A 14764-nucleotide genomic window follows, 5' to 3' on the forward strand; every position below is an offset into this window, starting at 1 on the left:
TAGCAAGCGCTGTGAAGCACCTGCGTTGCTTATGCAACACAAGTCAATCTGCTGGAAAGGCCGCGAACCAGACCAGCAATAAAAAGCTTATATCACTGGCTCGACCGGCAAATCTGCCCGTGCCCCCCATTCACTCCATGCACCGTCGTACAGTTTTATGTTTGGTACATCCAGCGTAGCGAGTGCCAGCAACACGACGGCTGCCGTTACGCCAGAACCGCAACTGACAATAATTGGTTTGTCATAGCTGACGCCGCGTCCAAAAAATATTGTATCCAGTTCATCGGTCGTCTTCAGTTCGCCTTCGCGCACCAACTCCGTCCACGGAACATTCAGCGCGCCGGGAATATGCCCACGACGTAAACCTGGGCGAGGTTCATCAACTTCAGCATTAAAACGCGCTGCCGGTCGGGCATCAATAATTTGCGCCGTTTTTTCATGGCTTGCCAATAACACATCGGTCACTTTCACCACGGCTTCCAGGTTAAACGCGGTGTTAAACTCCCCTTCCGGCAATACCACCGCGCCCTCTTCTAACAGAAGACCATCGCGCTGCCAGCCCGCCAGTCCACCGCCCAGAATCGACACTTTCTCCACGCCAAAAGTGCGCAGCATCCACCATGCGCGCGGTGCAGAGAAAAGGTTACCTTCATCATAGACAATCAGATGTTTGTCCTGATTAACGCCCAGTTCACGCATTGCCACTGCGAATGTTTCCGGGCGTGGCAGCATGTGCGGAAGCGGGGAAGTGTGATCGGAAAGTGCTTCGATATCGAAAAATACTGCGCCGGGGATATGTCCATTGAGATATTCCTGGGCAATGTCACGATCTTCCTGTCCGGGCGGTGCCATACGGGCATCAATAATCTGAATTTCCGGATCATCTATATGTTCAGCGAGCCAGTCGGCTCCTACAAACCATGTCGTGGACATAGGCATCTCCATTTTTGCCGGGGTTAAGCTAAATTGTCGGATGTTTGCCGAAAAGCGACAAGCAAAAGAGACTGATTTGGCTGTCTGAGCCACATTTCTCACTAAAATTCGGATTCTGTAGGCGTGATAGTGAATTACATAACGTCATTTCTCACGCATAATAATTATTCGATGTTGCTAACGGGCCATTGTGGCAGGGATGAGAGATGAAAAAGTTACGCATAGCCGCCTGCATGTTAATGCTGGCGCTGGCAGGGTGCGACAACAACGATAACGCGCCAATAGAGGTGAAAAAAGACGCGTCCTCAGAAGTTGCTAAAGACACATCGTCGGGAAATACGAATTCTGCAAAAACCTCCGCGGTGGAGCGACAAAAACTGGCACAACAGAGTGCCGGTAAAGCACTGACATTGCTGGATCTCTCTGAAGTACAACTCGATGGCGCAGCCACGCTGGTGCTGACTTTCTCCATCCCCCTCGACCCGGATCAGGATTTCTCGCGTGTTATCCATGTCGTCGATAAAAAGAGCGGCAAAGTGGATGGTGCCTGGGAGCTATCAGATAATCTCAAAGAGCTACGCTTGCGCCACCTTGAACCTAAACGTGATTTGATCGTCACTATTGGCAAGGAGGTCAAAGCTCTCAATAACGCAACCTTCAATAAAGATTACGAAAAAACGATTTCTACCCGCGATATCCAACCCAGCGTCGGTTTTGCCAGCCGTGGTTCGCTGCTGCCCGGGAAAGTCGTTGAAGGGCTGCCGGTAATGGCGCTCAACGTTAATAATGTCGATGTTAACTTCTTCCGTGTGAAGCCTGAATCTCTGCCTGCTTTCATTAGCCAGTGGGAATACCGCAATTCGCTGGCGAACTGGCAATCGGACAAACTATTGCAGATGGCTGATTTGGTCTACACCGGGCGTTTTGATCTCAATCCTGCGCGTAACACCCGTGAAAAATTATTGCTGCCGCTGGGCGATATCAAGCCGCTTCAGCAGGCGGGCGTGTATCTGGCGGTGATGAATCAGGCCGGACGTTACGATTACAGTAATCCGGCTACGTTGTTTACGTTAAGTGATATTGGCGTATCGGCCCACCGTTATCACAATCGTCTGGATATCTTTACCCAAAGCCTGGAAAACGGCGCGGCTCAGCAAGGAATTGAAGTCTCGTTATTAAATGAGGAAGGGCAGACGCTGACTCAGGCGACCAGTGATGCACAGGGCCATGTGCAACTGGAAAATGACAAAAACGCGGCACTGCTGCTGGCGCGTAAAGACGGTCAGACAACGTTGCTTGATTTAAAACTTCCGGCGCTGGACTTAGCGGAATTTAACATTGCAGGCGCGCCAGGCTACAGCAAGCAGTTCTTTATGTTTGGCCCGCGCGATCTTTATCGCCCTGGCGAAACGGTAATTCTCAATGGGTTATTGCGGGATGCGGACGGTAAAATGTTACCGGATCAACCTGTCAAACTGGACGTGATTAAACCCGACGGGCAGGTTCTTAGGAGCGTCGTTAGTCAGCCGCAAAATGGCCTCTATCACTTTACCTGGCCACTCGATAGCAGTGCGCCAACAGGCATGTGGCATATCCGCGCTAACACGGGCGATAACCAGTATCGAATGTGGGATTTCCACGTCGAAGATTTCATGCCTGAGCGTATGGCGCTGAATCTGAGTGGCGAGAAAACGCCGTTAACGCCGAAAGATGAGGTGAAATTCTCTGTGGTGGGTTACTACCTGTACGGAGCGCCTGCTAACGGTAATACCTTGCAGGGGCAGCTTTTCCTGCGGCCACTGCGTGAAGCGGTTGCTGCATTACCCGGTTTCGAATTTGGTGATATTGCTGCCGAAAACCTTTCCCGATCATTGGATGAAGTCCAGTTGACGCTGGATGATAAAGGGCGCGGCGAAGTTTCTACAGAAAGTCAGTGGAAAGAAACACATTCTCCATTGCAGGTTATTTTCCAGGGGAGTTTACTGGAATCCGGCGGCCGCCCGGTGACGCGCCGTGTTGAACAGGCTATCTGGCCTGCGGATGCGTTGCCAGGGATCCGCCCGCAGTTCTCGTCAAAATCGGTTTACGATTACCGCACTGACAGCACGGTAAAACAGCCCATTGTTGATGAAGACAGTAACGCTGCTTTTGATATCGTTTATAGCGATGCACAGGGCGTGAAAAAAGCCGTGTCGGGCTTGCAGGTGAGACTGATTCGTGAACGTCGTGATTACTACTGGAACTGGTCGGAAGATGAAGGCTGGCGGTCGCAGTTTGATCAAAAAGATCTGATCGAAAATGAGCAAACACTGGATCTGCAAGCGGGTGAAACCGGCAAAGTGAGTTTCCCGGTAGAGTGGGGCGCTTATCGTCTGGAAGTCAAAGCGCCGAATGAAGCGGTCAGTAGCGTGCGTTTTTGGGCCGGATATAGCTGGCAGGATAATAGCGACGGTAGCGGTGCGGTACGACCAGACCGTGTCACGATGAAACTGGATAAAGCCAGTTATCGACCTGGCGATACGATCAAGTTGCATATTGCTGCGCCAACGGCGGGTAAAGGCTACGCGATGGTCGAGTCCAGTGAAGGGCCGCTGTGGTGGCAAGAGATTGATGTCCCGGCACAAGGGCTGGATTTGATGATTCCGGTCGATAAAACCTGGAATCGACATGACCTCTATTTAAGTACGCTGGTGGTTCGTCCGGGAGATAAATCTCGTTCCGCGACGCCAAAACGTGCGGTTGGCGTGTTGCATTTGCCGCTTGGCGATGAAAACCGTCGCCTCGATCTGGCGTTGGAAACACCAACAAAAATGCGCCCCAATCAGCCATTAACCGTGAAAATCAAAGCCAGCAATAAAAATGGTGAGATGCCAAAACAGGTGAATGTGCTGGTGTCGGCCGTTGATAGTGGTGTGCTGAATATCACTGATTACGTTACACCAGATCCGTGGCAGGCATTCTTTGGTCAGAAACGTTATGGTGCTGATATTTACGATATTTACGGTCAGGTTATTGAAGGTCAGGGACGTCTGGCAGCGCTGCGCTTTGGTGGCGATGGCGATGAGCTGAAACGCGGGGGTAAACCGCCCGTGAACCACGTCAATATTGTTGCGCAACAGGCACAGCCGGTAACGCTCAACGAACAGGGGGAAGGCACGGTTACGCTACCCATTGGCGATTTTAATGGTGAGCTACGAGTCATGGCGCAGGCCTGGACAGCGGATGACTTCGGCAGCAGCGAAAGTAAAGTGGTTGTTGCCGCACCGGTGATAGCGGAACTGAATATGCCACGCTTTATGGCCAGCGGTGATACCTCGCGTCTGACGCTGGATATCACTAATCTTACCGATAAACCGCAAAAACTGAACGTTGCTCTGACCGCCAGCGGTTTACTTGAACTGGTGAGTAACTCGCCCGCAGGCGTTGAATTAGCGCCAGGCGTGCGAACTACGCTGTTTATCCCGGTACGCGCACTGACGGGCTATGGCGATGGCGAAATTCGGGCCACCATTAGCGGGTTAGTGTTACCGGGTGAAACCGTTGCTGATCAGCATAAGCAGTGGAAAATTGGCGTCCGTCCGGCATTCCCGGCACAAACGGTCAATTATGGTACGGCGTTGCAGCCTGGTGAAACATGGGCGATGCCAACTGATGGATTGCAAAACTTCTCGCCTGTTACGCTGGAAGGACAGTTGTTGTTGAGCGGCAAACCACCGCTGAACATTGCTCGTTATATTAAAGAGTTAAAAGCGTATCCTTACGGATGTCTGGAGCAAACCACCAGCGGCCTGTTCCCGTCACTTTATACCAATGCCGCCCAGCTACAGGCATTGGGTATCAAAGGCGACAGTGATGATAAACGCCGTGCGGCAGTCGATATTGGCATTTCGCGTTTGCTGCAAATGCAACGTGATAACGGCGGCTTTGCGCTGTGGGATAAAAACGGTGACGAAGAGTACTGGCTGACTGCCTACGTGATGGATTTTCTGGTTCGCGCAGGTGAGCAGGGTTACAGCGTGCCGACAGAAGTCATTAACCGGGGAAATGAGCGTCTGCTGCGCTATTTACAAGATCCGGGCATGATGTCGATTCCGTATGCGGATAACCTCAAAGCCAGCAAGTTTGCCATACAGTCTTATGCTGCGCTGGTACTGGCACGGCAGCAAAAAGCACCGCTGGGTGCACTGCGTGAAATCTGGGAGCGTCGTGCAGATGCTGCTTCGGGTTTGCCACTGTTGCAACTTGGCGTTGCGCTGAAAACGATGGGCGATGCGACGCGTGGTGAAGAAGCGATTGCACTGGCGCTGAAAACGCCGCGCAATGATGAGCGGAAATGGCTGGGCGATTACGGTAGCCCACTGCGCGACAACGCGTTGATGCTCTCCTTGCTGGAAGAGAACAAACTGTTGCCAGATGATCAGAACACCTTATTGAACACGCTTTCGCAGCAGGCGTTTGGTGAACGTTGGCTATCAACTCAGGAAAGTAACGCGTTGTTCCTGGCTGCCCGTGCGATTCAGGATTTACCGGGCAAATGGCAGGCGCAAACGTCTTTCTCTGCCGCACCGCTGACAGGCGAGAAAGCGCAAAACAGCAATCTGAATAGCGATCAACTTGCAACTTTGCAGGTAACCAACAGTGGCGACCAACCGCTATGGCTGCGTGTGGATGCCAGCGGTTATCCGCAGTCTGCACCGCTTCCAGCGAATAATGTTCTGCAAATTGAGCGCCATATATTAGGTACTGATGGTAAGAGCAAGTCTCTGGACTCGTTGCGTAGTGGCGATCTGGTGCTGGTCTGGTTGCAGGTAAAAGCCAGTAACAGCGTGCCGGATGCGCTGGTGGTTGATTTGTTGCCAGCGGGTCTGGAACTGGAAAACCAGAACCTGGCGAACGGCAGCGCCAGTCTGGAACAAAGTGGTGGCGAAGTGCAAAACTTGCTCAATCAAATGCAGCAAGCGAGCATTAAGCACATTGAGTTCCGTGACGATCGCTTTGTAGCCGCGGTTGCCGTTGATGAATATCAACCGGTAACGCTGGTATATCTGGCGCGGGCGGTAACGCCGGGAACGTATCAGATGCCGCAGCCGATGGTGGAATCGATGTATGTTCCCCAATGGCGGGCGACGGGTGCGACTGAAGATTTGCTGATTGTCAGACCGTAAATGCCTCGTCTGTTAACAAAACGCGGCTGCTGGATAACGCTGGCAGCCGCGCCTTTTATCATCATTCTGGCGGCGTGGGGAGCAGATAAACTCTGGCCTCTGCCGCTACATGAAGTCAATCCCGCACGCGTGGTTGTGGCGCAGGACGGTACGCCACTGTGGCGCTTTGCTGATGCAGATGGTATCTGGCGTTATCCGGTAGCAATCGAAGATGTTTCTCCACGTTATATTGAAGCACTGATTAATTACGAAGATCGCTGGTTCTGGAAGCATCCGGGCGTAAACCCGTTCTCGGTGGCGCGCGCAGCCTGGCAGGATCTGACTTCTGGTCGGGTTATCTCTGGCGGTAGCACGCTCACCATGCAAGTGGCGCGTCTGCTTGATCCTCACCCCAAAACGTTTGGCGGCAAAATTCGTCAGCTCTGGCGCGCGTTTCAACTGGAGTGGCATCTGTCTAAACGTGAAATTCTGACTTTGTATCTTAATCGCGCCCCGTTTGGCGGTACGTTGCAGGGAGTTGGGGCAGCAAGCTGGGCTTATCTTGGGAAATCGCCTGCAAATTTAAGCTATTCCGAGGCAGCAATGCTGGCGGTATTACCGCAAGCACCCAGTCGGCTGCGCCCGGATCGCTGGCCGGAGCGTGCCGAGGCTGCGCGTAATAAAGTGCTCAAACGGATGGCAGTGCAAGGTGTATGGTCCCGTGAGCAGGTAAAAGAGTCAATCGAAGAACCTGTCTGGCTGGCACCCAGACAGATGCCAAAACTGGCACCGCTGTTTTCGCGGATGATGCTCGGTAAAAGTAAAAGCGACAAAATCGTTACTACACTGGATGCAGGCCTTCAGCGGCGTCTGGAAGAACTGGCGCTAAACTGGAAAGGACGATTGCCGCCGCGCAGTTCACTGGCGATGATCGTGGTTGATCATACTGATATGCGTGTTCGCGGCTGGGTAGGATCGGTTGATCTCAATGATGATTCACGCTTTGGTCATGTCGATATGGTTAATGCGATCCGATCGCCGGGATCGGTGCTTAAACCGTTTGTCTATGGTCTGGCGCTGGATGAGGGATTGATCCATCCGGCATCGTTGTTGCAGGACGTCCCCCGACGCACCGGCGATTATCGACCAGGTAACTTTGATAGCGGATTTCATGGCCCGATCAGCATGAGCGAGGCGCTGGTGCGCTCGCTGAACTTACCCGCCGTGCAGGTGCTGGAAGCCTATGGTCCGAAACGGTTTGCGGCAAAGCTGCGTAACATCGGGTTACCGCTGTTTCTGCCCAACGGTGCTGCGCCGAATCTGTCGCTCATTCTCGGTGGCGCAGGTGCAAAACTGGAAGATATGGCAGCAGCGTATACCGCTTTTGCTCGCCGCGGTAAGGCAGGTAAATTGCGCTTACAGCCTGACGACCCCCTGCTTGAACGCCCCTTAATGTCGCCGGGGGCTGCGTGGATCATCCGCCGGATCATGGCTGATGAAGCGCAACCCTTGCCGGATGGCGCTTTGCCGCGCGTCGTACCACTGGCATGGAAAACTGGCACCAGTTATGGCTATCGAGATGCATGGGCGATAGGTATAAATGCTCGCTATATCATCGGTATCTGGACCGGCAGGCCGGACGGTACGCCTGTTGTTGGTCAGTTTGGCTTTGCCAGCGCCGTACCGCTGTTGAATCAGGTCAATAATATCTTACTGTCGCGCAGTGCAAATCTGCCAGAAGACCCACGTCCGAACTCTGTAAGCCGTGGTGTTATCTGCTGGCCGGGCGGGCAGTCTTTGCCGGAAGGTGACAGTAACTGTCGGCGTCGCCTGGCAACCTGGTTACTGGATGGAAGCCAGCCGCCAACTCTGTTACTGCCGGAGCAGGAAGGGATTAATGGCATACGTTTCCCTATCTGGCTGGATGAAAATGGCAAACGAGTCGCCGCCGATTGTCCACAGGCGCGACAAGAAATGATAAATGTCTGGCCGCTACCGCTGGAACCCTGGCTGCCTGCTCCGGAACGCCGGGCTGTGCGTTTGCCTCCGGCATCGACAATGTGCCCGCCATACGGTCGCGATGCCCAACTCCCGTTGCAACTAACAGGAGTACGTGATGGCACCATTATTAAGCGATTACCTGGCGCTGCTGATGCTTCTTTGCCTGTGCAAACCAGTGGTGGCGCAGGTGAACGCTGGTGGTTTCTTAATGGTGAGCCGTTAACTGAACGTGGGCGTAACGTTACGCTGCGTTTGAGTGAAAAAGGCGATTATCAATTACTGGTGATGGATGAAATGGGGCAAGTAGCGACGGTGAGATTTTCCATGCAGTAGTCTGTTTCACGACGGTTTGTTGCTTAAGCTCGGTTTATTTTAAAAAAATGTTACCTTCATCAATAGTCAACGGCCTTGTTGCTCATTATAATCCGCGCCATCTCGTACGCTGGTACAGACAACAACAGAACAATTTACAGAGGTAAAAATGGCTATTGAACGTACTTTTTCCATCATCAAACCGAACGCGGTAGCAAAAAACGTCATTGGTAGTATCTTTGCGCGCTTCGAAGCTGCAGGGTTCAAAATTGTCGGCACTAAAATGCTGCACCTGACCGTTGAACAGGCTCGTGGTTTTTATGCTGAACACGATGGAAAACCGTTCTTTGATGGTCTGGTTGAGTTCATGACCTCTGGCCCGATCGTGGTTTCTGTGCTGGAAGGCGAAAATGCGGTTCAGCGTCACCGCGATCTGCTCGGCGCAACCAACCCGGCAAATGCGCTGGCGGGTACTCTGCGTGCTGATTACGCTGACAGCCTGACTGAAAACGGCACCCACGGTTCTGATTCCGTAGAATCTGCCGCTCGCGAAATCGCTTATTTCTTCGGTGAAGGCGAAGTGTGTCCGCGCACGCGTTAATAATTTCGTAAATGCCGCGTGCAAACGTGGCATCCGTGCGCCAGAATTTGTACAATGCAGCGCCCCCGGACGAGCAGCCGCTCACCGGGGCGTTTCTTTTTTCAACCCTCCAGGGGCCATAACGTGTAATAACGAGGCCGGAATAGCATATGTCTGAACAATTAGTCACACCTGAAAACGTCACCACGAAAGATGGGAAAATCAATCTGCTGGATCTCAACCGTCAGCAGATGCGGGAGTTTTTTAAAGAGTTAGGTGAAAAACCCTTCCGCGCCGATCAGGTGATGAAGTGGATGTATCATTATTGCTGCGACAACTTTGATGAGATGACCGACATCAACAAAGTGTTGCGCGGCAAGCTGAAAGAGGTGGCGGAAATCCGCGCACCGGAAGTGGTTGAAGAACAGCGCTCATCTGACGGCACCATTAAATGGGCGATTGCCGTGGGCGATCAGCGCGTCGAAACGGTGTATATCCCGGAAGATGACCGAGCCACACTTTGTGTCTCTTCGCAGGTAGGGTGTGCGCTGGAGTGTAAATTCTGTTCCACCGCCCAGCAGGGCTTTAACCGTAACCTGCGGGTGTCGGAAATTATCGGCCAGGTGTGGCGGGCGGCGAAAATCGTCGGCGCAGCAAAAATCACCGGTCAGCGCCCAATCACTAACGTTGTTATGATGGGCATGGGCGAGCCGCTGCTTAACCTGAACAATGTGGTTCCGGCGATGGAAATCATGCTCGATGACTTTGGCTTTGGCCTGTCTAAACGCCGCGTGACGCTCTCTACTTCGGGCGTGGTTCCGGCGCTGGATAAACTGGGCGATATGATTGACGTTGCACTGGCAATCTCTCTGCATGCACCAAATGATGAAATTCGTGACGAAATTGTACCGATCAATAAAAAGTACAATATCGAAACTTTCCTTGCTGCGGTGCGCCGTTATCTGGAGAAATCCAACGCTAACCAGGGCCGTGTTACTATCGAGTACGTGATGCTCGACCACGTTAATGACGGTACTGAACACGCGCACCAACTGGCGGAGCTGCTGAAAGATACGCCGTGTAAGATCAACCTGATTCCGTGGAACCCGTTCCCGGGTGCGCCGTATGGTCGTAGCTCGAACAGCCGTATCGATCGCTTCTCAAAAGTACTGATGAGCTACGGTTTCACCACCATTGTGCGTAAAACCCGTGGTGATGATATCGACGCCGCTTGTGGCCAGTTAGCGGGAGATGTCATCGACCGTACTAAACGTACTCTGCGTAAACGGATGCAGGGTGAAACCATCGACATTAAAACGGTCTGATAGCCATTACGCCACGGTTACTTTATGTACCGTGGCGTAATGTTTTATGAATGTCGCATTAAGTTGCAATTGTCTGATCAATATTAACGGTGCGTTTTTGCTGACTTTAAGGCAGTATGTAACGATGCAACAGTAAGTTAGCTTTGATTCACGTGGGCTTTGTCACGAGCACACAGACAGTCTTATACTGTATGATAAAGGTTAACCTTACAGATGTTTCGCGGTGTGGGTGGGCGTGATGGTTCACCGGCATCCCAATTCTCATTTAAACGTACCTGCAGCGAATGAATACTGAAGCCACGCACGACCAAAATGAAGCACTTACCACCGGCGCTCGCTTGCGTAATGCCCGTGAACAAATTGGACTTAGCCAGCAAGCCGTTGCCGAACGACTTTGTTTGAAGGTTTCCACGGTACGCGACATTGAAGAAGATAAGGCACCAGCCGATCTTGCTTCAACATTCTTGCGCGGGTATATCCGCTCTTATGCGCGTCTGGTCCATATTCCAGAAGAAGAACTGCTGCCAGGGCTGGAAAAGCAGGCACCTCTGCGGGCCGCAAAAGTTGCGCCGATGCAGAGTTTCTCCCTCGGGAAGCGACGTAAAAAACGCGATGGCTGGTTGATGACCTTTACCTGGCTGGTTCTGTTTGTAGTGATTGGCCTGAGTGGTGCCTGGTGGTGGCAGGATCACAAAGCCCAGCAGGAAGAGATCACCACGATGGCTGATCAATCTACCGCGGAATTGAATAATAACCAGAGCCAGAGTGTACCGTTAGATACGGCTACTGATCAGAACAGTACCACTACGTCGCCATCGGCGGCGGAGACCACCGTTACGAACACGCAAGCGCCAGCCGTGACGACGCCAGTTCCTGCTGTAGATCCACAGCAGAACGCGGTTGTTCCTCCTTCGCAGGCGAATGTTGATACTGCGGCCACTACTACACCGGCGGCTCCGGTTGCAACAACGACGCCAGATGCCGCAGCACCATTGCCAACCGATCAGGCTGCTGTAACAACGCCAGCGGCTGATCCTAATGCACTGGTCATGAACTTTACCGCCGATTGCTGGCTGGAAGTTACCGATGCTACCGGTAAAAAACTGTTCAGCGGGATGCAACGTAAAGGAGGTAATTTGAATTTAGCCGGTCAGGCACCGTATAAACTGAAAATTGGTGCGCCAGCCGCAGTGCAGATCCAGTATCAAGGGAAACCTGTCGATCTGAGTCGTTTTATCAGAACTAACCAGGTTGCGCGTCTGACCCTAAATGCCGAACAATCACCGGCGCAGTAACAGACGGGTAACGCGGGAGATTTTTCATGCATAACCAGGCTCCAATTCAACGTAGAAAATCAACACGTATTTACGTTGGGAATGTGCCGATTGGCGATGGTGCTCCCATCGCCGTACAGTCCATGACTAATACGCGCACGACGGATGTCGAAGCGACGGTCAATCAAATCAAGGCGCTGGAACGTGTCGGTGCCGATATCGTTCGCGTCTCTGTACCGACGATGGACGCTGCAGAAGCGTTCAAACTTATCAAGCAGCAGGTTAATGTGCCGCTGGTGGCCGACATCCACTTCGACTATCGCATTGCGCTGAAAGTGGCGGAATATGGCGTTGATTGCTTGCGCATTAACCCTGGTAATATCGGCAATGAAGAGCGTATTCGCATGGTGGTTGACTGCGCGCGCGATAAAAACATTCCGATTCGTATTGGCGTTAACGCCGGATCGTTGGAAAAAGATCTGCAAGAAAAATATGGCGAACCGACGCCGCAGGCGCTGCTGGAATCCGCTATGCGTCATGTTGATCATCTCGATCGCCTGAACTTTGATCAGTTCAAAGTCAGCGTGAAAGCGTCTGACGTCTTCCTGGCCGTGGAGTCTTACCGTCTGTTGGCAAAACAGATCGATCAGCCGTTGCATCTGGGTATTACCGAAGCCGGTGGCGCACGTAGCGGGGCAGTGAAATCCGCTATTGGTTTAGGTCTGCTGTTGTCGGAAGGCATTGGCGATACGCTGCGCGTATCACTGGCGGCAGATCCGGTTGAAGAGATCAAAGTCGGTTTTGATATTTTGAAATCGCTGCGGATCCGTTCGCGCGGGATCAACTTCATTGCCTGTCCGACCTGTTCTCGTCAGGAATTCGACGTTATTGGTACGGTCAACGCGCTGGAGCAGCGTCTGGAAGATATCATCACCCCGATGGACGTTTCTATCATCGGCTGTGTGGTGAACGGTCCTGGCGAGGCGTTGGTTTCCACGCTTGGCGTCACGGGCGGCAACAAGAAAAGCGGCCTCTATGAAGATGGCGTGCGCAAAGACCGTCTGGACAACAACGACATGATCGACCAGTTGGAAGCACGCATTCGTGCAAAAGCCAGCCAACTGGACGAAGCGCGTCGAATTGACGTTCAGCAGGTTGAAAAATAATAACGTGATGGGAAGCGTCTCGCTTCCCGTGTATGATTGAACCCGCATGGCTCCCGAAATATTGAGGGAAGCGTTGAGGGTTCATTTTTATATTCAGAAAGAGAATAAACGTGGCAAAAAACATTCAAGCCATTCGCGGCATGAACGATTACCTGCCTGGCGAAACGGCCATCTGGCAGCGCATTGAAGGCACACTGAAAAACGTGCTCGGCAGCTACGGTTACAGTGAAATCCGCTTGCCGATTGTAGAGCAGACCCCGCTATTCAAACGTGCGATTGGTGAAGTCACCGACGTGGTTGAAAAAGAGATGTACACCTTTGAGGATCGCAATGGCGACAGCCTGACTTTGCGCCCTGAAGGGACGGCGGGCTGTGTACGCGCCGGCATCGAGCATGGTCTTCTGTACAATCAGGAACAGCGTCTGTGGTATATCGGGCCAATGTTCCGTCACGAGCGTCCGCAAAAAGGGCGTTATCGTCAGTTCCATCAGTTGGGCTGCGAAGTCTTCGGTCTGCAAGGCCCGGATATCGACGCCGAACTGATTATGCTCACCGCCCGCTGGTGGCGCGCGCTGGGTATCTCTGAACACGTTACCCTCGAGCTGAACTCAATTGGTTCGCTGGAAGCGCGTGCCAATTACCGCGATGCGCTGGTTGCTTTCCTCGAACAGCATAAAGAAAAGCTGGACGAAGACTGCAAACGCCGCATGTATACCAACCCGCTGCGCGTGCTGGACTCCAAGAATCCGGAAGTGCAGGCGCTACTTAACGATGCTCCGGCGTTGGGCGATTATCTGGACGAAGAGTCTCGCGAGCACTTTGCTGGTCTTTGCAAACTGCTGGAGAGCGCAGGTATCGCCTACACCGTAAATCAGCGTCTGGTTCGTGGTCTGGATTACTACAACCGTACCGTTTTCGAGTGGGTGACTAACAGTCTTGGTTCTCAGGGCACAGTGTGCGCAGGCGGTCGTTATGACGGTCTGGTGGAACAACTGGGCGGACGCGCAACACCGGCAGTGGGTTTTGCAATGGGCCTCGAACGTCTTGTGTTGTTAGTTCAGGCAGTTAATCCGGAATTTAAAGCCGATCCTGTTGTCGATATATACCTGGTGGCCTCAGGTGCTGATACTCAATCTGCGGCTATGGCATTAGCTGAGCGTCTGCGTGATGAATTACCTGGCGTGAAATTGATGACCAACCACGGCGGCGGCAACTTTAAGAAACAGTTTGCCCGTGCTGATAAATGGGGCGCATGTGTTGCTGTGGTGCTGGGTGAGTCCGAAGTGGCCAACGGCACGGCAGTAGTGAAGGATTTGCGCTCTGGTGAGCAAACGGCAGTTGCGCAGGATAGCGTGGCCGCGCATTTGCGCACGTTACTGGGTTAAGGAAGGAGAAGGACAGCGTGGAAATTTACGAGAACGAAAACGACCAGGTTGAAGCAGTTAAACGCTTTTTTGCTGAAAATGGCAAAGCACTGGCTGTTGGGGTGATTTTAGGTGTTGGCGCACTGATTGGCTGGCGCTACTGGAACAGCCATCAGGTTGAGTCCTCACGATCCACTTCTCTTGCTTATCAAAATGCGGTTACCGCAGTGAGCGAAGGCAAACCGGACAGCATCCCGGCGGCGGAAAAATTCGCTGCTGAAAATAAAAATACTTATGGCGCGCTGGCTTCTTTGGAACTTGCGCAGCAATTTGTTGACAAAAATGAACTAGAGAAAGCTGCCACCCAATTACAACAAGGGTTGGCGGACACGAGCGATGAAAATCTCAAAGCCGTGATAAATCTGCGTCTTGCCCGAGTTCAGGTGCAGCTCAAGCAGGCTGATGCCGCGCTGAAAACCCTCGATACCATTAAAGGTGAAGGTTGGGCTGCTATTGTTGCTGACCTGCGTGGTGAAGCATTGCTGAGCAAAGGTGATAAGCAAGGTGCGCGTAGTGCGTGGGAAACAGGCGTGAAAAGCGATGTTACCCCGGCACTGAGTGAAATGATGCAGATGAAAATTAATAATTTGTCCATCTGAGAGGGA

9 protein-coding genes are annotated in these 14764 nt (G+C 52.5%); 8 read left to right on the top strand and 1 reads right to left on the bottom strand.

Annotated elements, in window-relative coordinates:
• Positions 1–87 precede the first annotated feature (87 nt).
• Complete coding sequence (gene sseA, locus ESM_RS0114385; protein WP_000108593.1) at positions 88–933, bottom strand: 3-mercaptopyruvate sulfurtransferase; 846 nt, start codon at positions 931–933, stop codon at positions 88–90.
• Positions 934–1139: 206 nt separating this feature from the next.
• On the opposite strand from sseA, the gene yfhM reads away from it, so the two are divergent.
• The 8 genes from yfhM to yfgM all read left to right on the top strand — a co-directional run bounded on the left by yfhM (position 1140) and on the right by yfgM (position 14758).
• Positions 1140–6098 carry an alpha2-macroglobulin gene (gene yfhM, locus ESM_RS0114390; protein ID WP_000736107.1) on the top strand — a complete coding sequence of 1653 codons (4959 nt, stop codon included), beginning with the start codon at positions 1140–1142 and terminating at the stop codon, positions 6096–6098.
• Entirely contained in the window at positions 6099–8411 is a 2313-nt protein-coding gene (gene pbpC, locus ESM_RS0114395; RefSeq protein ID WP_001137651.1) for a peptidoglycan glycosyltransferase PbpC, read from the top strand.
• 148 nt (positions 8412–8559) lie between these two features.
• Positions 8560–8991, top strand: a complete 432-nt coding sequence (gene ndk / locus ESM_RS0114400; protein ID WP_000963841.1) for a nucleoside-diphosphate kinase — start codon at positions 8560–8562, stop codon at positions 8989–8991.
• Positions 8992–9140: 149 nt separating this feature from the next.
• Positions 9141–10295 (top strand): bifunctional tRNA (adenosine(37)-C2)-methyltransferase TrmG/ribosomal RNA large subunit methyltransferase RlmN, encoded by a 1155-nt coding sequence (locus ESM_RS0114405; RefSeq protein ID WP_000003330.1) that lies wholly within the window; start codon positions 9141–9143, stop codon positions 10293–10295.
• 284 nt (positions 10296–10579) lie between these two features.
• Positions 10580–11590 (top strand): cytoskeleton protein RodZ, encoded by a 1011-nt coding sequence (rodZ, locus tag ESM_RS0114410; protein WP_001090818.1) that lies wholly within the window; start codon positions 10580–10582, stop codon positions 11588–11590.
• A 26-nt stretch (positions 11591–11616) separates the two neighbouring features.
• Entirely contained in the window at positions 11617–12735 is a 1119-nt protein-coding gene (gene ispG / locus ESM_RS0114415; protein WP_000551807.1) for a flavodoxin-dependent (E)-4-hydroxy-3-methylbut-2-enyl-diphosphate synthase, read from the top strand.
• A 110-nt stretch (positions 12736–12845) separates the two neighbouring features.
• Entirely contained in the window at positions 12846–14120 is a 1275-nt protein-coding gene (gene hisS, locus ESM_RS0114420) for a histidine--tRNA ligase (protein ID WP_001107164.1), read from the top strand.
• A gap of 17 nt (positions 14121–14137) precedes the next feature.
• Positions 14138–14758 (top strand): ancillary SecYEG translocon subunit YfgM, encoded by a 621-nt coding sequence (gene yfgM, locus ESM_RS0114425; RefSeq protein WP_000409215.1) that lies wholly within the window; start codon positions 14138–14140, stop codon positions 14756–14758.
• Positions 14759–14764: the final 6 nt, after the last annotated feature.

Source organism: Escherichia sp. TW09308 (assembly GCF_000208565.1).
Taxonomy (GTDB): domain Bacteria; phylum Pseudomonadota; class Gammaproteobacteria; order Enterobacterales; family Enterobacteriaceae; genus Escherichia; species Escherichia marmotae.